The organism is Cellulomonas sp. GTC20042 (assembly GCF_055389595.1).
Genome location: NZ_AP043678.1, coordinates 3946040 through 3964132, shown reverse-complemented (window position 1 = coordinate 3964132; position 18093 = coordinate 3946040). Strand labels below are relative to the sequence as shown.

Here is an 18093-nt window from a genome sequence, read left to right as displayed (position 1 = left end):
ATCGGCTTCAGCAGCATCCTCACACGCGCCGGACGCCGGATCGAGGGACCTGCGGGCATGACCGGTGCCGATCGCCCGGACCCGGCAGGGATGTCGGTGGTCGGTCCTAGCCTCACCGCCATGACCAGCGACATCGCCGTCCCCGTCCTCGACCCCTCCGACGTCTCCGCGCTGCTGCGCGCCGCGCTGGACGGCACCCGCCTGCCCGGGGGTGCGGTCGCCGTGGCCCCGACCGGGGGAGCACCGGTGGTCGCGACCGCCGGGACCGCCGACGCCTCGACCGGGCAGGGGCTGCGCGAGGACGCGGTGCTCGCGGGCTGCTCGGCGGCGAAGACGGTGACCGCGGTGGCGGTGCTGCGCCTGGCCGCGCAGGGCGTGCTCGACCTGGACGCCGACGTGCGGACCTGGGGGATCGACCTGCCGCGCGGGCCGCGTGCCGGTGACGCGCCGGTGACCCTCCGGCTGCTGCTTGCGCACCGCGCGGGCGTGCGGGACCCCGCGGGCTCCTTCGCACCCCTCGGCGCCGGTGACCCGCCGAGCGCCGCAGCGATCCTGGCCGGCACCACCCCGGCGCACCGCGGACCGGTCACCGTGGCCCTGCCGCCCGGTGGGGCGTTCGACTACTCCGACGCCGGCTACGCGGTGGTCGAGGCGGTGCTGGAGCAGGTGACCGGGCTCGATGTCGCCGCGGTGGTGCACGCGCAGGTGGCCGAGCCGCTCGGGCTGCGCGCGCTGGCGCTGTGGGACGGGGTGGACCGGCCCGGCACGCCCCGGGCGCTCGCGGAGGTGCTCGATCGGATCGGGGCGGCAGCGGTGCAGAGCCACGGCACCGACGGCGCGGTGCTGCCCGCCGGGCGCGCGCACTACCCCGGTCGCACCGGCTCCTGCCTGTGGACCACCGCCGGTGATCTCGCGCTGCTGATGGCCGACCTCGGTCCCGCGCTGCGCGGCGAGCCGGGGTCGGTGCTGCTCGCCCCCGCCGAGGGCCGGGCGATGGTCGACGGCGGGGAGCAGGGCGTCGGGCTCGGGCTGTTCCTGCTCGGCGACGACCCCGCCGACGGGGTGCTCACCCAGGGCTGGGGCGTCGGTGCGCAGTGCCAGGCGCGCGCCTACCCCGGCGGCGCGGTGGTGGCGATGGTGGCCGGCAACCCGGGGGCGTCGCAGACCGAGTCGGGGGTGGGGCTGCTCGCGCGGCGGCTGGCGGTGGCCGCGGGCTGGGCGGAGCCGGTGCCCGTCGGCTGAGCGGGCGGCGGGCACGTGCCGGGCGAGGGGCGCGCCAGGCTGCACGGTTCTGCCCGGGTCCGCGCCGCCCGGGTGCCCGCCCCCGCTACCGCCCGCGCTGCTTGAGCCGCACGTGCGGCAGCACCGGTGCCGGCAGCGCGGGCCCCGGGTACCCCTCGACCTGCCCGAGCCTTGCCACCCCCGCCGGGTCTCCGGTGAGCGAGCGCTGCCACAGGTCACGCGCCTCGACCACCTCCTCGTGCGTGCGCGCGACGAAGTTCCACCACATGAGGATCCGCTCGCCGAACGGTGCCCCGCCGATCAGCACCGCCCGCACCGGTGCGTCCCCGGCGCGGATCTCCAGCACGTCGCGGCCCGGCGCCAGGTACCCGAGCCAGGCCGGCGGCACCGGCCTGCCCGCGACCGTCGCCTCGCCCGCGTCGACCAGCACGCCGTGCTCGAACGCCGGGTCCACCGGCAGCCGCAGCACGCCGCCCGCCGGCAGGTCGATCTGCGCACCGACCAGCGGCGAGTACGCCCGCGCCGGGGAGACCGCGCCCGCCAGCCCGCCGAGGAACACCTGCACCCGCGCGCCGTCCACCTCGACCACCGGCAGGTCCGTGACGTGCTCGTAGTCGCGGGGGCCGTGCCGACGGTCCTCGGGCAGCGCGGTCCACAGCTGCACGCCGTGCAGCACGCTCTGGTCGGCGAACCGGCGGGGCGTGCCCTCCTCGGAGTGGCTGATCCCGCGGCCGGCGGTCATCAGGCTCAGGTCGCCGGGGCCGACGTCCGCCACCGAGCCCAGCGCGTCCTGGTGCAGCACCCGCCCGCGGAACAGCCAGGTCACCGTCTGCAGCCCGGTGTGCGGGTGCGGGGGCACGTCCATCCCGCCGGAGACCGCGACGTCGTCCGGTCCGTAGTGGTCGGCGAAGCAGAACGGGCCGATCATCGAGCGCTGCGTCGAGGGGATCGTGCGGCGCACGGTCATCGCGCGCAGCCCGCCGAGCGGGACGTCCCGGGGCGCGATCAGCTCCACGCCGTCGTCCGCGGCACCGGCACGGCCCGCGGCGCACTCCTGCTCGATCGGCCGGACGTCGAGGTTGGTCACCGGGCCAGCGTAGGTCGGCATGGCCGCGCGGCGCGGGTGACGGCCTGCGCCGAGGTTTTACGTGGAGTTCACCCGCCGGGGGTGCGCCGATCGGGGGAACTGCACAGACTGGCTGTCCGGAACGATCGATGGGGGGCGAGTCATGGAGATGGGTACCTACGACCAGGAGTCGACCGAGACGGACCGCGAGGCCGTCACCTGGACCACCGTGAGCAACCCACGGCGGGTCCGCATCTGAGCAGCGGGTACGGGGCCGGCACGGGACGTCCGTGCCGGCCCCGACCTGTGCCCGGCGCGTCGTGCGGGCGCGGGTACCGAGCACGACGGCGCAGGTCAACCACCCGGAGGTCCCTTCCCTGACGGCGACCGGGCTGGCAGGCTGCCCAGGTCGCAGGTGAGGCGGGTCGACGGGGCAGGGGGACGGGGCGCGTGAGATCGAGCCGGCTGGTGCTGCGCCGTGCGCGCTCCCAGACCGGGCTCCTCGCGCTGGTGGCCCTGCTCGCGGCCCTGGTCACCGCCACGCTGGTGGTGGCGCTCGGCTACGCGGGCCTGGCGGCGCAGGACGGGGTGACCGCCGCGCTGCGGGACGCCGGACCGCGCTCCGCGGCCGTGCAGGTGCACACCCGTCTCTCCGAGGACCCGCAGGCGCAGCAGGACGCCGCCGCCGAGGTGATCGGCGACTCCGTGGGAGCGCTGCCGGTGGCGGTGCTGCACAGCGCGCGCTCGCTGACGCTGGCCGCGACGGCCCCCGACGACGGGGGGACCGTCGGTGCGGTGCAGGTCGGTGCGGACGACACCCTGGCCGAGCACGCCGAGATCACCGACGGCACCTGGCCGGCGACGGGGTCGACCGCGGACGGCGTCCCGGTGGCGGTGCAGGCCGACGCCGCGGACGTGCTGGGCCTCGCGGTCGGCGACCGGCTGGTGCTGACCTCGGACGACAGCCGGGCGGAGCCGCTGACCGTGCAGGTGGCCGCGCTGTGGCGGGCCACGGACGCCGACGACCCGCGCTGGTTCGCCGATCCGCTGGTCGCCGCCGGGACCGACGGCACCGTCGCCGGCCCGCTGATCCTGCCCACCGACGAGCTCGCCGCGGTGCCCGGCCTGGTGCTGGTCCGCTGGACGCTGGTGCCCGACCCGGAGCGCATGACTCCCGGAGACCTGGCGGGGCTGCGCGCCGGGCTGGACGGTCTGGGTCGTCGGCTGCTGGACGACGACGCGGTGGACCGGCAGGGCGTGGAGGTGTCCGGCGACCTCGCCGCGACGGCCGCGCGGGTGGACGGCGTGCTGGCGGCGGTGCGCGGGGTCTCGGCGGCGGCCGCCGCGCTCGCGGTGCTGGTCGGGCTGGTGGTGCTGGCCCAGCTCGCCCGGCTGCTGGTCGAGGTGCGCGGTCCGGAGACGGTGCTGCTGCGCTCGCGCGGTCTGACCACCGCGCGGCTGGCCCGGTGGTCCGCGGTCGAGGGGCTGGTGGTGCTCGGCGCCGGTGCCGTGGTCGGCGGGGCGCTCGCCGGTGCGGGGCTGCGGGTGGTCGGCGTCGTCCCGTGGTCGACGCTGCTCGGCTGCGTGCTGGCGACCGCCCTCGGCGGCACGCTGCTGCTCACGGCCCTGGCGGCGCTCCGCGCGAACCGTGCGCTGCGGGTGGGCCGGCCGGACCTGCGCCGGTCGGGGGTGCTCGGCGGTCTGGTGCTGGTCGTCGCGGTCACAGCGGTGGCGGTGTGGCGGCTGCGCGACCTCGGCTCCCCGGTGGTCACCGGTGCCGACGGCCGCTCCACGACGGACCTGCTGGCCGTGCTCGCGGTGCCGCTGGCGCTGGTGCTGGTCGCGCTGCTCGCGGCCGTGCTGCTCGGCCCGGTGGTCCGCGCCGGGGAGTCCCGTGCCGCGCGCCGGCCCGGGCTGGGGGCCGCGCTGGTCACCCGGCAGATCGTGCGTCGACCGGCGGCCTTCGCCGCGACCGCCGTGCTGTGCGCGCTCACCGTCGGCACCTCCGTGCTGGTCGCCGGGTACGCCGGGTCCTGGCAGGCGCAGGTCGCCGCCACCCGGGAGGCCGTGGTCGGCGCGGACCTGCGGGTGGACCTCGGCACCGGGACGGCCGACCCGCTGACGCTCGTGGCGGGGGCGCCCGGCGTCCGGCAGGCCGTGATCGGCCGCACCGGCACTCTCGCCCTCGGCGGCACCGACGGCACGCTGGTCGCGCTGCCCGCCGACGGCCTCGCCGACCTGCTGCTCGTCCCCGCGGGGCAGAGCGCCGACGCGCCCGCGGTGATCGGCGACGAGGCGAGCTCCGGCCGCCTGCCCGCGCTGGCCACCGAGCGGCTGCTCGCCGACGCCGGCCTGGTGGTCGGCGACGAGGCCACGCTGCGCACCGGCGGGCAGGACCTGCGGGTGACGATCGCCGGGAGCGTGCCGGTGGTGCCCGGAGCCGCCGATCCCTCTGCCCTGCTGGTCGACCTGTCCCGGGTGGACGAGACCACCGCCGCCGCGATCGGCCCGGCCGAGATCTGGGCGAGCACCACCGGTGACCGCGCGCAGGCCGGTCGGGCGGTCGCCCGTGCGCTGGCCGAGGGCGGCACGGACGCCGAGGTCACCACCGCCGAGCCGGTGCCCGCGCCGCTGTCCGCACCCGCCGTCGTGGTGTTCTGGATCGTCGCGGTGAGCACGCTCGTGCTGGCCGTCGGTGGGACGGCCGCCGCGGCACGGGCCCTCGGGCGCGAGCGCGAGGGCGAGGCCGGGGTGCTGCGCGGGCTCGGCGTCGGCGCAGGCGAGCAGGCCCGGCTGCGCGCCGCGGAGCTGCGGCGCACGCTGCTGGTCGCCGCGGTCACGGGTGTCCTCGGCGGGGTGCTGGTCGCCGTGGTCGGTGCCCGCACACTGGTGCGCGCCACGGCCGGGTCGGTGGACGGGGTGAGCGTGGCCGGACCGTTGGCGGTGCACCCGGTCGGGATCGTGCTGCTGCTCGGCGGCACCGCCGTGCTGCTCACGCTCGTGGTGCTGGACGCGGCGCGGCGGGTGCGGCGCGAGGCGGCGACGGCCCGGGTGCGGCAGGAGGCGGAGCAGTGAGCGCGCGCGTCGGCTGGGGTCTGCTGCTGCGTCGCCAGCTCCGCTCCGAGCGCGGCAGCCTGCTGGTGATCGCGCTGACGACGCTGCTGGTGACCGTGGCGCTGACGATCTGGCCGCGCGCGGTGGACCGGATGGTCGGCGACGACCTGACCGACCGGGTGGCCGCGCAGAGCGACGTCGCGCGCGACGTGACCTACCCGCGGGACTTCACCTGGTTTCCCGACGCCCTCCAGGAGGACGGCCCGTCCGCCTGGGACTTCTATGCGGAGACGTTGGAGACGTCGCGGACCGAGATCGCCGGTCCGACGCTGCGCGGGGTGATGGGTGCGGGCCAGCAGGTCGCGATCCGCTCCGAGCTGCCGGTGCCCACCGGTGAGCGCCGGCCGGACATCACCGCCATGGGCCTGACCGTGCTGGTCGCCGCCGACATCGACGACCGCGTGCGAGTGGTCGAGGGCCGGGCGCCGGCGCCGGTGGACCGGGAGGAGCTGCTCGCGCCGGACCGGTCGATCGCGATGCCGGCCACCATCGAGATCATGCTCTCGGTCGACACCGCCGAGGAGATGGGCTGGCAGATCGGCGAGAGCCGCTCGGCGCGGGAGGCCTCGCTGGAGGCGGACTTCGTGCTGGTCGGCACCTTCGAGGGCGTCGACGCGCAGGACGGCTACTGGGGCCACCTGCCGTCCACCCTGCAGCCGTGGGTCGAGACCGACGACAACCGGGGCTGGACCGTGCACGGCGTCGCCTACGCCGACCTCGGCACGCTGCCCGCGCTGGCCGCGCCGATGGGCGTGCAGCTCCGCCTCTGGTTCCCGGTGGACGCCGCGGCGGTGGGCCGGGCGGATCGCGCTGCGCTGGCCGCCGACCTGGAGCGGATGCGCACCCTGGACGGCGCGCGCAGCGGCACCACCGACATCGTGCGCGACACCGCCACCCGCGAGTCCACGATCGGCACCGTCGGCGGCGTGCTCGCCGTCGGTGCGGCCGGGACCGCCGTGGGCGTGCTGTGGCTGGCCGCCGGCATGGCCGTCGCCCGCCGCCGCTCCGCGCTGGTGCTGCTGCGGGCGCGTGGCGCCTCGGAGGTGCGGGTGCGCGGTCTGCTCGCCGTGCAGGGTCTGGCGTCCGCGCTGCCCGCCGGCGTGCTGGGCACCGTGCTCGGCGTGCTGCTGGTCCCCGGGCGGGTGGACCCGGGCGACCTGCTGCTGCCGGTCGCCGCGACGCTGCTGCCCGCGCTGCTGCTCGCGCTCGCCCCCGGTGGCACCGCCCCGGCGGGGCGCCGGGAGGCCCGCAGCGTGCTCGGCCCCTGGCGCTGGGTGGTCGAGGTGCTGGTTCTCGCCGCCGCCGCGCTGTCCGTGGTGACCCTGGCCCGGCGCGGCACCACCGGATCCGTCGGCGACCCGCTGGTGGTCGCCCTGCCGGTGCTGCTCGGACTGGCCGTCGGCGTGCTGGTGCTCCGGGCCTACCCGTGGCCGCTGCGCGCGGCCGTGCTCGCCGCCCGGCGCCGGCGCGGGCTCGGCGTGTTCCTCGGCGTGGCGCAGGCCGCGCGGGCGCCGGCCGCCGGCATGGTGCCGGTGGTCGCGCTGGTGATGGGCGTGGCCAGCGTGATCCTGTCCGGCGCGACGATCTCCACCCTGCACGACGCCGCCGTGCAGGGGGCGGTACGCGCGATCGGTGCGGATCTCAGCCTGGACCGGGTCGCCGCCTCCACCACGGCCGGCGTCGGGATCACCGACGAGGAGATCGACGCCGCCCGGCAGGTCGACGGGGTCGCTGCCGTCGCGGCGGTCGGTGACGGCGGACGTCGCGCCTACGCCTCCGGGCGCACCAGCGACGGCGCCGAGGTGGTGGTGGTCGACGCGGCCGCGCTGCGCGAGGTCCAGGACGGCCTGGACGGCGTCGCCGCGCTGCCGGACGCGCTCGCGGGCGATGACGGCGAGCCCGCCGTCGTGGTGTCCGACGGGTTGGACCTCGATCTCGACCTGCCGCTGGTCGCCAAGGTCGGCGCGGACCTGACCGAGGTCCCGCTGGACCCCGTCGCCGCGCTGGACCGGGTGCCCGGCGTCGCCACCGGCCAGTCGTGGATCCTGGTGGACCGGGACGCCTGGCAGCGGGCGAGCGGGCTCACCCCCGACGTCGACCGCCTGCTGGTCCGGCTCACCCCCGGTGCCGACGCCGCGTCCGTCGCCGACGCCCTGGAGGACGTCGTCTCCGGGGTGCGGGCCACCACCCTCGTCGCGGAGCAGGCGGAGGTCACCGAGGCCACGCTGGTCGCCGGGATGCGCACGCTGGTCGTCGCGGTCGCCGGGCTGAGCGTGCTGCTGTGCGCCGCGGTGCTCGGCCTGCTGCTGCTCGCCGGCGCCCCGGCGCGCGGACGGATGACGGCGCTGCTGGTCACGCTCGGTGCGCCCCGGGGCGTGCGGCGTCTGCTGGTGCTCGGCGAGGCCGCCGCCCCGCTGCTCGCCGCGGGCGTCGGCGGGCTGCTCGCCGGGTCGGCGCTGCCGGCGCTGGTGCTCGGCGCCACGGATCTGCGGTTGTTCACGGGGGCGGCGGCCGACCCGGCCGTCACCCTGGACCCGGCGCTCGCAGCGGGGATGCTGGTGGTGGGTCTGCTGGTGGTGCTCGCCGGGGTGGCGCTCGCGGTGCGGGCCGCCCGGCGGGTCGATCCGACCGGTGTGCTGCGGGAGGGAGAGGGAGCATGAGCGAGCCCGACATCTGGTGCGAGGACCTGGTGCGCATCTTCACCACCGAGGGGGTGGAGGTGCAGGCGCTGCAGGGGCTCAGCCTGCGCGTCGAGCAGGGCGACCTGGTGGCGGTGGTCGGTGCGTCCGGCTCCGGCAAGTCCACGCTGCTGACCATCCTGTCCGGGCTGGACCGTCCGACGGCCGGCTCCGCGCGGGTGGCCGGGTCCGACCTGCTCACCATGAGCCCGCGCGAGCGGCGGGTCTACCGGCGGGACGTCGTCGGCTTCGTCTGGCAGCAGACCGGGCGCAACCTGCTGCCGTACCTGACCGCCGAGGAGAACGTCGCCCTGCCGATGGTCGTCGCCGGCCGGCCCGCCCGCGCCGGGCGCACCGCCCGCGCCCGCGAGCTGCTGGACGTCATGGGCGTCGCCGACTGCGCCGACCGCCTGCCCCGGCAGATGTCCGGCGGCGAGCAGCAGCGCGTCGCCATCGCCACCGCCGTCGCCGGCGGCCCCCGGGTGCTGCTGGCCGACGAGCCCACCGGCGAGCTGGACGAGGCGACCTCCTCCGACGTGCTGGAGGCCATGCGCCACGTCAACGAGACCCTGGGCGTCACCACCCTGATCGTCACGCACGACCCGCTGGTCTCCGAGCACGTGCGGCGCACCGTGCAGATCCGTGACGGCCGCACCTCCACCGAGACCCTGCGCCGCACCGCCGTGGACGAGCACGGCCGCGAGCACCTGCTGGCCGAGGAGTTCGCCGTGATCGACCGTGTGGGACGGCTGCAGCTGCCCCGCGAGTTCGTGGAGCGCCTCGACCTGCGCGACCGGGTGCGCCTCGGGCTGGAGCCGGACCACGTGAGCGTGTGGCCGGGCTCCGACCGCGCCGCGACGCCGACCGAGGAGGACCCGGCATGACCGACACCCTGCGGGCCGCCGGGCTCGCGCACACCTACGGCTCCGGGGCCACCGCCGTGCGCGCGCTGCGCGGGATCGACCTGGAGGTCCGCCCCGGCGAGCTGGTCGTCGTGCGCGGCCGGTCCGGCTCCGGCAAGTCGACGCTGCTGCACGCCCTCGGCGGCCTGGAGCGACCCACCGCCGGCACCGTGCACCTGGGCGACCTGGAGCTCACCGGTCTGGACGAGGACGCCCTGCTCCGGCTGCGGCGCGAGCGGATCGCCTACGTGTTCCAGTCCTTCGGGCTGGTGCCGGTGCTGTCGGCGGCCGAGAACGTCGAGGTGCCGCTGCGCCTGCTGCGGGTGGACCCGGCGGAGCGCGACGAGCGCGTCGCGACCGCGCTGGCCGCCGTCGGGCTGACCCAGCACGCCCGGCAGCGTCCCGGCGAGCTGTCCGGCGGGCAGCAGCAGCGCGTCGCCATCGCCCGCGCGCTGGTCGCCGAGCCCGCGGTGCTGCTCGCGGACGAGCCCACCGGCCAGCTCGACAGCGAGAACGCGATGGCCATGCTCGAGCTGCTGGCGGCGCTGGTGCACGAGCGCGGCGTGGCCGCCGTCGTCACCACGCACGACCCGCTGATCGCCGCCCGCGCCGACCGGGTGCTCCAGATGCACTCCGGCACGCTGGTCGCGGAGCCCGCGCCTACTCACTGAGTACCTAGGGCGCGACTACCTAGATCTCACGAAGTGCGGGCATCGACTACGCATTTCCACGGTGCGCACCCCACAGATCCACGGGTGCGGGCGTCTAGGTACCGCCCGGGCGGCTTCTGATGGACCGGCCGACGCACGCGATCAGCGCGCCGTCGGCCCCGTCCCTCGGAGGCCCCCATGTCCGTCCTGACCGTGCTCCTGGTGCTCTCGCTCGGCCTCGCCGTCGTCGGCGTCGTGGCGCTGGTCCGGACAGGGCGCCCCGCCCGGGGCTGATCGACCGGCCCGGGCCCACCCTCGGACCCGGGGCACGCAGCGACCAGTGTGAGGAGCTCAACGATGAATTCCACCCGATCCGCTGTCTTCGTCCGCGTCGCAGTCGCCGTGATGCCGGCTGGAGGTGTCGGAGCCGCTCAGGCCGGTGCGGCACCCGAGGCGAACGCGGTCGTCTCGTGCCGGTACAGCGACCTGACCTCGACCAAGGTCAAGAACGTCAGCTGCGCCCGGGGCGCGTACGCGTCGCTCAGTCGGGCGAACAGCCAGCCAGGCGTCGCGAGCGCCGGGGGCACCCGACAGGGAGCATGGGCGACCAAGGGCAACTGGTCGAAGAACACCAGCGGCGTGTGCCACGCGTTCCCGACGATGAAGTGGGGCTGAGTGCGCCACCGTCGGAGCCTCGGGGGTCGAGGCGTCCTCGCCATCCTCGGCGCGCTGGGGCTCCTGGTCGGCTGCACGCCCGCGGACGACGCGAGAACCCCGCCGGGAGAGTTCGTCGGCCCCTGGGCAACCGTCTTCGCCGAGTACGACGCGCTCACCGACGTGGAGTTCGGTCACGCCGCCTTCGCCGACAGCAGGCTGACCGATGCCGAGGTGCAGGAGGGTCGGGCGCTGATCGACGCGTGCTACGCGAACCTCGGCTACGCGGTCGAGTACGACGTGTACGGCTACGAGACCGTGACGAGCCTGGACGGAGGCGACGACGAGCTCGGCGTGATGAACGTCTGCGCGTTCGCCGACGGCGGCGTCGTGGCGCTCCACGACCAGATCCGGCTCAACCCGCGGAACGAGGACCCGATGGTGCTCGCCGCGAGCTGCATGGTCGCGGAGGGTCTGGCCGAACCGGGTTTCACGGCGGCCGATCTCGAGGCCGCCTTCGACACCGAGACGGTGCCCGGGTGGGGGACACCCGTGGCTACCGCGTGCCTGCGGGATCCGCTCGGACTGGCGGTGCACTGACCGGCGGGCCTGCCGGCACGTGTCCCGGGGCCGATCCCGCGCCGACCGGCCCGGCTCAGTCCCGCACGGTCCGCAGCCGCGCCAGCACCGTCCGCGCGTCGTCCAGCGCCGTCGGGTCCTCGACCCCGGTGACCGCGTTGTAGTACATCCCGTCGCCGACCAGCTGCACCACGTGCGCGAGCGCCGGGTCGCCCAGCTCCTCCAGCAGCGCCGCGTACCAGCCGGCGCGCAGCTCGTCGAGCACCGCCGAGGCCGCCTCGCTCTCGTCCGACAGGCGTGCCGCCGCCACCAGGGCGCGGTCCAGCGGGCCGCCGGAGTTCTCCGAGCCCTTCAGGTAGAACTCGCTGGCCCCCTCGGGCGCCGAGCGCATCGCGGCGACGTCCGCGACCCCGTAGGCGGCCAGCCGTGCCCGCTGGCCCTCGACCAGCGCCGCCTTGCTCGGGAAGTGGTAGAGCAGCCCGCCCTTGGACACCTCGGCGGCGGCCGCCACGGCGTCGAGGGTGGCGGCGCGGGGCCCGTGCGCGATCAGCAGACCCTCGAAGGCGTCGAGGATCCGGTCTCGGGTCTCGGACATGGGAATGACCGTACCGGCGTCGGCGCTATACCGTCCAGACGGTACAGTAGCCGTCGATCATCCCGTCGAACGAGGTCCCGCCATGTCGTCCCTCGACGCGCAGCCGCGCGCCGTCCGTCCCGCCCCCACCGCCCCGCTGCTGCTCCGCGGCCGACCGGTCCGCCCGTGGGCGGTGCTCGCCGTCCTGATGCTGCCGGTGCTGCTGATCTCGGTGGACAACACCGTGCTCAGCTTCGCGCTGCCCGCGGTGAGCACAGCGCTCGGCCCCACCGGCTCGCAGCTGCTGTGGATCGTCGACGCCTACCCGCTGGTGCTGGCCGGCCTGCTCGTCCCCATGGGTGCCCTGGGCGACCGCCTCGGCCGCCGCCGGCTGCTGCTGATCGGCGCCACCGGCTTCGCCGCCGTCTCGCTGCTCGCCGCCTGGGCCACCACGCCGAGCATGCTGATCGCCGCCCGCGCCCTGCTCGGGTTCTTCGGCGCGACGCTCATGCCGTCCACGCTCTCGCTGATCCGCAACGTCTTCCTCGACCGCGCGCAGCGCCGCCTCGCCATCGCGATCTGGGCGTCCGCCTTCGCCGGCGGTGCCGCGCTGGGCCCGATCGTCGGCGGGATCCTGCTCACCCACTTCTGGTGGGGGTCGGTGTTCCTGCTCAACGTGCCGGTGCTGCTCCTGCTGCTGCCGCTCGCCCTGCTGCTCGTCCCCGAGTCGAAGGACCCGGCGCCCGGCCCGGTCGACGTGCCGAGCATCGTGCTGTCCCTGGCCACGATGCTGCCGCTGGTGCACGCGATCATCTCGATCGGCGAGCACGGGATCACGCCGACGACGCTCGCCGGGGTGCTGGTCGGCCTGGTGGCGGGCTGGGCGTTCGTGCGCCGGCAGCGCCGCCTCGCCGTCCCGATGCTCGACGTCGCGCTGTTCCGCCGCGCCACGTTCTCCGGCGCGGTGAGCGCCAACCTGCTGTCGGTGCTCGGCTTCTCCGGCCTGCTGGTGATCGTGTCGCAGTTCCTCCAGCTCGTCGCCGGGCTGAGCCCGATGGACGCCGGCCTGATCCTGCTGCCGGGGCTGGTCGCCTCGGTGCTCGCCGGGCTGCTGGCGGTGCGCCTGGTGCGGTTCGTCCGGCCCGGCATCCTGATCGGCACCAGCTTCCTGCTGTCCGCCGCCGGGTACGCGCTGGCCGCCTTCGTCGGCGACGTGCCCACCGCCGCCGGGATCGCCGTGGCGTTCGCGGTGATGTCCGTCGGCTCCGGCCTGGCCGAGACCCTGACCAACGACCAGATCACCACCGCCGTCCCGCCGGAGAAGGCCGGTGCCGCCTCGGCGATCTCCGAGACCGCCTACGAGCTCGGCACCACGATCGGCGTCGCCCTGCTCGGCAGCGTGCTCAACGCGACCTACCGCGCCCGCGTGGTGCTGCCCGACGGCCTGACCGCCGACCAGGCGCACGCGGCGGGGGAGACACTCGGCGGGGCCGTGGACGTCGGCGGTGACGCCCTGCTCGAGTCCGCGCGGCTCGCCTTCGACGCCGGCATGCAGCACGCCGCCGCCGTGGGCGTGGTGGTCGCGATCGGCGCCGCGGTGGTCTCCTTCGTCACCCTGCGGCGCGCGACGGCGCTCTGACGCGGACGCTGCGGCCGTGACGCCCGGGACCGGCATCGTGCCGGCCCCGGGCGTCGTCGTGCGCACGATCAGCAGCGGTCCCACGAAGTGCAGCCCGGCAGCAGCTGCGGCTGCACCGGCAGCACGTCCGCCGGCCCCTGCTCGAGGAACGTCGAGCGGTACGTGACGTCGTCGGTCACGATCTCCCGCTCCAGCAGCGTGCCGTCCGTGGTGTCCACCACCAGCCGCCGGGTCTCGACCTCGCCGCCCGGGTAGGTGATCCGCTGCTCGATCGCCGTGCCCGGCCGCCCGGTGGCGTCGGTGACCTCGCCGACCAGCCGCACGTCCTCGATCTGCGACGCGACCTGCCACAGCGCCTGGCGCAGCGCGGGCGACGCCGGGCTCTCCACCAGCAGGTCGGTCACGGTGCCGAACAGCACGTCGTCCTCGGTACGCGAGGTGTCCGACGGCGTGGCGAGCAGCCGCTCGCGCAGCGCCGTCGGATCGGTGGGCAGCGCGTCCAGGCCCGCCCAGTCCACGGTGGAGTCGCCGAGCGAGAACAGCGCCGCGCCGACCCCGACCGGGTCCGCCGAGACGCCCTCGTCCAGGATCAGGCCGGGAGCGGTCCGCGCCGCCCACGACTCGCGTCGGTGCTCGGTGCCGTCCAGCCCACCGCCCTCCTGCGCGTACAGCGAGACGCTGTGCCAGTACGGTGCCGTCCCCGTCGTCGTGTCCGGCTGCGCGCCCGCGGCCACCCCGGCGTCCACCAGCACCTCCGCGGCCTGCGCCGAGGGGGTGCCCGACCACGGCACCAGCGTCACGGCCAGCGCCACCGTCGCCGCCGCGCCCACCAGCGACAGGCCCACCCGGCGCCGGCGGGCACGCCTGCGGTGCAGCAGCACCACGGTCTGCGCGGAGCCCACCCGCTCGTCGAGCAGCCGGCGTCCGGCGTCCAGCACGCGGGGGTCCGGGTCGGTGGTGCGGGCGGTGTCGGTCAGCAGCATGTCGAGGCTCATCGGGGGATCTCCTGCCCGGTCGGTGCGAGTGAGGCGAGTGCGGCCTGCGCGCGGCTCCGCGCACGGTGCAGGCGGCTACGGGCCGCGACGGCGCTGATGCCCAGCACCTCGGCGGCCTCGGTGGGGGTGAGCCCGTCCCAGGCGACGAGCAGGACCATCTGCCGGTCCTCCGCGCTCAGCGACCCGAGGGCGGCGCGCAACTCCCCGCGACGAGCCACCGCGTCGACCCGGTCGTCCACGGCGTCCCAGTCGATGTCGTCGGCGCGCTCGCCCACGTCCACCGACGGCAGGCCCGCCGCCCGGCGGCGCAGGAACGACCGGACCACGTTGGCGGCGATGCCGTACAGCCAGGGCAGCGCCGACCCGCTCGGGTGCGGCTGCACCCGCAGGCGCGCCTCCACCGCCGCGACGAACACGTCGCCCAGCAGGTCGTCCGCCGGCCCCGTGCCGACCCGCCGGCTCAGGTACCGGTGGACCGCGACGGCATGTCTCTCGTACAGGGTCCCGAGGATCTCGGGATGGGTCCGGGCGCGGGCCAGCAGGTCGGCGTCGCTCTGTGCGTGCTCCATGCCCCTCCTATGCCCGGTGCGGGCACAGCGTTGCAGAGGCGGGGTCCGGGGGTGCGGTGGTGCGTCGTCAGAGCAGGGTCTGCGGCGTGGAACGGACCAGCGCCCACAGCGTCAGCATCGTCACCCCGGCGGCGAGGGCAGCACCGGTGATGTCCGCCAGGTACAGCCGCAGACCCGCGGTCAGCACGATCAGCGTCAGCGCCGCGTGCAGCGACGACCGGGCACGCTCCGGCCAGTGCGGCGTCATGACGTGCGCCGCGAGATCGAGCCCGTGCACCACCGGGTAGGTCAGGAGCAGGATCAGAGCACGCCATCCGCTCCCCGGAGCTGCATCGCCGAGAACCGGCAGAAGGCGAACCACACCGACACCGAGCGCCATCAGTGCGGCACACGCCACCATCGTGCGGACGGTGTCCACGGCGCGCTCCCGCCGGGTCGGGGTGCGGTGCACATACCGCTGGCCCGACGGGAGCGACGGACCCGTCGTCAGCGGAGCACCAGCCAGGAGCTGCACCCGAACGGCTCGAGCGCGACGGGGCCGGAGCCGAGGAGTGCGGTCAGGATCTGGATCATGGGGTCCTCTCACGAAGGCGTCGTGCCCGTTGCACGACGCAGGGAACCGTCCTACCAGCGCGGGACCCTGCTGCCGTCGCTGACCTGCGCTTTTCGCAGGCGGTCTCGATCCCGGCACCCGGCGTGCCCCACCACGTCGCAGACGCGGGGTTCGGGGCGCGCGACTGCGAGCGCAGGCTTGTCCTGGACGCGGCCGGCGCGCGGCTAACGTCGATGTGGACAGCCGTCGAGGACGCCCGGCGAGGAGCCTGCCGATGCACGAGATCCAGCCCGCCTACTACGTCCCGTGCCTGACGGACGAGCGGGGACGGACGCGGCTGGTGCTGCGACGGACGGCCGACGGCCGGATCGCGCTGCTCGTCTACTCGGCTCTCGACCGGTTGCGCGCGGGCGCGGGCGACGTGCCGTGGGCGCTGCTCACGCTCGCTGATCTCGAGCACGTGAAGGGCGAGTCCCCGTACGACGTGATCTACCAGGACCTCCGGATCCCCGACGAGCAGCGCGAGGTGATCGGATGAGCACCCACCTGGAGGTCACCTACGCGGGGATCAGCGACATCGCGACCCGTTTCGCGACCTCAGCGGCTGATCTCGGTGCGTGGAGCAGGCGCGCTCCCGTCGTCCCCGCCTCGGGTGCGGGTGCTCGCCAGGCGGCGACGATCACGGAGCATCTCGAGACGCAGATCGCGCATCTGACCCGCACGATCGCGTCGGCCTCCGAGGCGCTCGACGACACCCGCGCCGCCTACGAGGCGGTGGACGAGCGGTCCCGATCGCGCGGGACCGGGCTCATGGCGCCCCGATGAGCGATCTCGACACCACGCTCGACGCGGACGTCGCGGGGATCCGGGCGCTCGCCTCCTGGTTGCGCGACGGAGCGGGTGACAGCGTCGCCGCGACGGCGCACGCGGTCGCCCGTGCGCGCGAGGACGACGGCGACTGGTCCGGCGAGGCCGCGTCGGCGTTCCGTGATCGCATGCGGTCGGTTCTCGCCACCGCGTACGACTCCGCCGACGCGCTGGCCGATGCCGCGGCGGGTCTGGATCGCTTCGCGGACACCCTCGACTGCCTCCGGTCCCGGGTCGGTGCCCTCCGGGCGGACGCCGCGGCAGGCGGGCTGATGATCACGGCCTCCGCTGTGCTGCGGCCGGCCGCGGCGGGCCCGCCCGTGCCGCAGGTCGCGCCGTTCGCCGCCCCTGCCCAGGTCGCCGCCCAGCGACAGGCGATCGCGGCGCGCGCGCTGGCCGTGAACCGGTGCTCCGCGTTCGACCGGGCGGTGGCTGACATGCAGTCGGTCAGAGCGGACCTGGACGCGGCGGAGATCGACCTGGACCGGGTGACCGCATCGGTGCACACGCTCCCGGTGCCGGCGCTCGACTTCGTCACCGGGGCGGGCATCGGGACGACGTTCGACCGGGCCGTCGAGGCGATGCGTGGCCGTGCGGATCGTCTGATCGAGGATGCGCAGCGGGCAGTCGGCCGGACCGAGACGCCTGGTGCGGCGGGCTTCCCCGGGCAGTTCTACGACGACCTCGACCGGGCCGGTGCGGCGAAGGCGCAGGCCGCCGGGGTGAGCGAGGACGCAGCGCGCCTCGCACGCGCGGGAAGGGCGGGCGGATGGGTCGTCGGCGGCGCGCTGACGGGGGTGTCGATCTACCAGGACGTCCAGGACGGAGAGTCCACCGGTCAGGCGCTGGCGTCGAACGCCGGCGGGTTCGCCGCCTCCGTTGCTGCCGGCGCGGGCGTGGGCTTCGTCATCGGCACGGTCGTCCCCGGGCCGGGGAACGTCATCGGTGGTGTCGTCGGCGCGGCGGTCGGTGGAGCGATCGGCATCTGCACCTCGGGCATGATCGACGGATGGTGGGAGAGCGGCGGCGACCTCGGTGAGGCGTTCCGGAACGGCTGGGACGACCTGATGGACACCGGTGCAGCGATCTGGGACCTCGAGGTGCAGTGGCTCGAATTCGAGCGTGATGTCGCGAAGAGCGTGATCAGCGCCCCGGTGGACGCCTGGAGGTCGATCTTCGGATGACCGATGAACCCTCGTCCCCCTCCGAGGAGGTCGAGCCGTCCGACACCGAGCTAGACATCGCGGTGCGTCGACGGCGGCGCCGCGAGGTCCCCGCGTGCGTCGCCCTCGGCGTGTTGGCGGCTGCGCTCGTCGTCGCCGGGACGACGGCGCGGATCATGGGTGCGGTCGTCTTCGGCTGCTGGATCGCCGGGCTCGTCGTGCTCGCCGTCCGAGGACGTCGTCTGCGTGCTCGCGGAGAGTCGGGCCAGGGACCACGCGGCCGGATCGAGGCCGCCTCGCTGGACGGGATCCCTGCGACGGTGCTGCGCGAGCATCCCGCCTTCGCGGTGCACTCGGCGGTGGGCCTCGCGTACGTCGGGTCGTTGTTCCTGCTGCCGTTGCTGGCGTGGAGCGACCTGGCCATCGGCCAGCGGCTCGCGCTGGCTCTGCTCGGCACCGCGTTCTTCCTCGCGGCCAGGCGTCGAGTCCGCTGGGCGCGGCAGGCGGGGGTGTGGCTCACGGAGAACGAGGTGGTGGTCCAGGGCTGGGGGCAGACCCGGCGGGTGCGGTGGTCCGACGTGGGGCTGATCGCTCCGGGCACCTTCGCGCTCTTCCCGCTGGTCCACCTGATGTCGCGGCACGAGTCGGGCGTGCAGGTCCGGGGTCGGTCGCGGCTGCTCCCGGGCATGGAGGCTCCCGGATACATCGCCGTCCCCACGTCGTTCTCGGCGCTCGACGCCGGGCTGACGGCGCAGGTGCTGGTGCACCTCGTGCGGAGCACCGAGACGTCGATCCTCGGCACCCGCGCAGGCCCGGACCTGGTCCGCGCGATCGTCGCCGGCTGACGC

General features: G+C 75.7%; 17 protein-coding genes. 12 read left to right on the top strand and 5 right to left on the bottom strand.

Annotation, left to right across the window (positions count from 1 at the left end; all coding sequences use genetic code 11):
- Nucleotides 1–120 precede the first annotated feature (120 nt).
- Nucleotides 121–1242, top strand: a complete 1122-nt coding sequence (locus ACZ5HG_RS18355; protein ID WP_464179036.1) for a serine hydrolase domain-containing protein — start codon at nt 121–123, stop codon at nt 1240–1242.
- 85 nt (nt 1243–1327) lie between these two features.
- Here ACZ5HG_RS18355 and ACZ5HG_RS18350 read toward each other — a convergent pair whose 3' ends face one another.
- On the bottom strand, nt 1328–2329 hold the full coding sequence (locus ACZ5HG_RS18350; protein WP_464179034.1) for a pirin family protein: 1002 nt from the start codon (nt 2327–2329) through the stop codon (nt 1328–1330).
- 429 nt (nt 2330–2758) lie between these two features.
- Between ACZ5HG_RS18350 and ACZ5HG_RS18345 the strand changes: the two genes are divergently transcribed.
- From ACZ5HG_RS18345 to ACZ5HG_RS18320, 6 genes are all read left to right on the top strand, one after another.
- The gene (locus tag ACZ5HG_RS18345) at nt 2759–5383 is read left to right on the top strand and encodes a thioesterase domain-containing protein (RefSeq protein ID WP_464179032.1); all 2625 of its coding nucleotides are present in this window, start codon (nt 2759–2761) and stop codon (nt 5381–5383) included.
- Nucleotides 5380–8082, top strand: a complete 2703-nt coding sequence (locus tag ACZ5HG_RS18340) for an FtsX-like permease family protein (protein ID WP_464179029.1) — start codon at nt 5380–5382, stop codon at nt 8080–8082. Before ACZ5HG_RS18345 ends, ACZ5HG_RS18340 begins: the two co-directional genes overlap by 4 nt.
- Entirely contained in the window at nt 8079–8984 is a 906-nt protein-coding gene (locus tag ACZ5HG_RS18335) for an ABC transporter ATP-binding protein (RefSeq protein WP_464179027.1), read from the top strand. Before ACZ5HG_RS18340 ends, ACZ5HG_RS18335 begins: the two co-directional genes overlap by 4 nt.
- Complete coding sequence (locus ACZ5HG_RS18330) at nt 8981–9673, top strand: ABC transporter ATP-binding protein (protein WP_464179024.1); 693 nt, start codon at nt 8981–8983, stop codon at nt 9671–9673. Before ACZ5HG_RS18335 ends, ACZ5HG_RS18330 begins: the two co-directional genes overlap by 4 nt.
- Before the next feature lie 336 nt (nt 9674–10009).
- Nucleotides 10010–10327: a hypothetical protein gene (locus tag ACZ5HG_RS18325; protein WP_464179022.1), complete on the top strand. Its 318-nt coding sequence runs from the start codon at nt 10010–10012 to the stop codon at nt 10325–10327.
- Nucleotides 10328–10906, top strand: a complete 579-nt coding sequence (locus ACZ5HG_RS18320) for a hypothetical protein (protein ID WP_464179020.1) — start codon at nt 10328–10330, stop codon at nt 10904–10906.
- Between the two features lie 55 nt (nt 10907–10961).
- Here the strand turns inward: ACZ5HG_RS18320 and ACZ5HG_RS18315 are convergent, their stop codons facing one another.
- Nucleotides 10962–11480, bottom strand: coding sequence for a TetR/AcrR family transcriptional regulator (locus ACZ5HG_RS18315; protein ID WP_464179017.1), 519 nt, complete (start codon nt 11478–11480; stop codon nt 10962–10964).
- Between the two features lie 82 nt (nt 11481–11562).
- Here ACZ5HG_RS18315 and ACZ5HG_RS18310 point away from each other — a divergent pair, with 82 nt between their 5' ends.
- On the top strand, nt 11563–13098 hold the full coding sequence (locus tag ACZ5HG_RS18310; protein ID WP_464179015.1) for an MFS transporter: 1536 nt from the start codon (nt 11563–11565) through the stop codon (nt 13096–13098).
- 68 nt (nt 13099–13166) lie between these two features.
- Here the strand turns inward: ACZ5HG_RS18310 and ACZ5HG_RS18305 are convergent, their stop codons facing one another.
- The 3 genes from ACZ5HG_RS18305 to ACZ5HG_RS18295 all read right to left on the bottom strand — a co-directional run bounded on the left by ACZ5HG_RS18305 (nt 13167) and on the right by ACZ5HG_RS18295 (nt 15080).
- Nucleotides 13167–14093 (bottom strand): CU044_5270 family protein, encoded by a 927-nt coding sequence (locus tag ACZ5HG_RS18305; RefSeq protein WP_464179013.1) that lies wholly within the window; start codon nt 14091–14093, stop codon nt 13167–13169.
- Entirely contained in the window at nt 14090–14662 is a 573-nt protein-coding gene (locus ACZ5HG_RS18300) for an RNA polymerase sigma factor (protein WP_464179011.1), read from the bottom strand. Before ACZ5HG_RS18300 ends, ACZ5HG_RS18305 begins: the two co-directional genes overlap by 4 nt.
- 67 nt (nt 14663–14729) lie before the next feature.
- Nucleotides 14730–15080, bottom strand: a complete 351-nt coding sequence (locus ACZ5HG_RS18295) for a hypothetical protein (RefSeq protein ID WP_464179009.1) — start codon at nt 15078–15080, stop codon at nt 14730–14732.
- A 409-nt stretch (nt 15081–15489) separates the two neighbouring features.
- On the opposite strand from ACZ5HG_RS18295, the gene ACZ5HG_RS18290 reads away from it, so the two are divergent.
- Genes ACZ5HG_RS18290 through ACZ5HG_RS18275 form a run of 4 tightly spaced genes read left to right on the top strand, consistent with a single transcriptional unit; the run spans nt 15490 to nt 18090 of the window.
- Nucleotides 15490–15753 (top strand): SAV_915 family protein, encoded by a 264-nt coding sequence (locus ACZ5HG_RS18290; protein WP_464179006.1) that lies wholly within the window; start codon nt 15490–15492, stop codon nt 15751–15753.
- On the top strand, nt 15750–16040 hold the full coding sequence (locus ACZ5HG_RS18285; RefSeq protein ID WP_464179004.1) for a hypothetical protein: 291 nt from the start codon (nt 15750–15752) through the stop codon (nt 16038–16040). Before ACZ5HG_RS18290 ends, ACZ5HG_RS18285 begins: the two co-directional genes overlap by 4 nt.
- Nucleotides 16037–17266, top strand: coding sequence for a hypothetical protein (locus tag ACZ5HG_RS18280; protein WP_464179002.1), 1230 nt, complete (start codon nt 16037–16039; stop codon nt 17264–17266). Before ACZ5HG_RS18285 ends, ACZ5HG_RS18280 begins: the two co-directional genes overlap by 4 nt.
- Nucleotides 17263–18090 carry a hypothetical protein gene (locus ACZ5HG_RS18275; RefSeq protein WP_464179000.1) on the top strand — a complete coding sequence of 276 codons (828 nt, stop codon included), beginning with the start codon at nt 17263–17265 and terminating at the stop codon, nt 18088–18090. The genes ACZ5HG_RS18280 and ACZ5HG_RS18275 overlap by 4 nt, the downstream gene beginning before the upstream one ends.
- Nucleotides 18091–18093 lie beyond the last annotated feature (3 nt).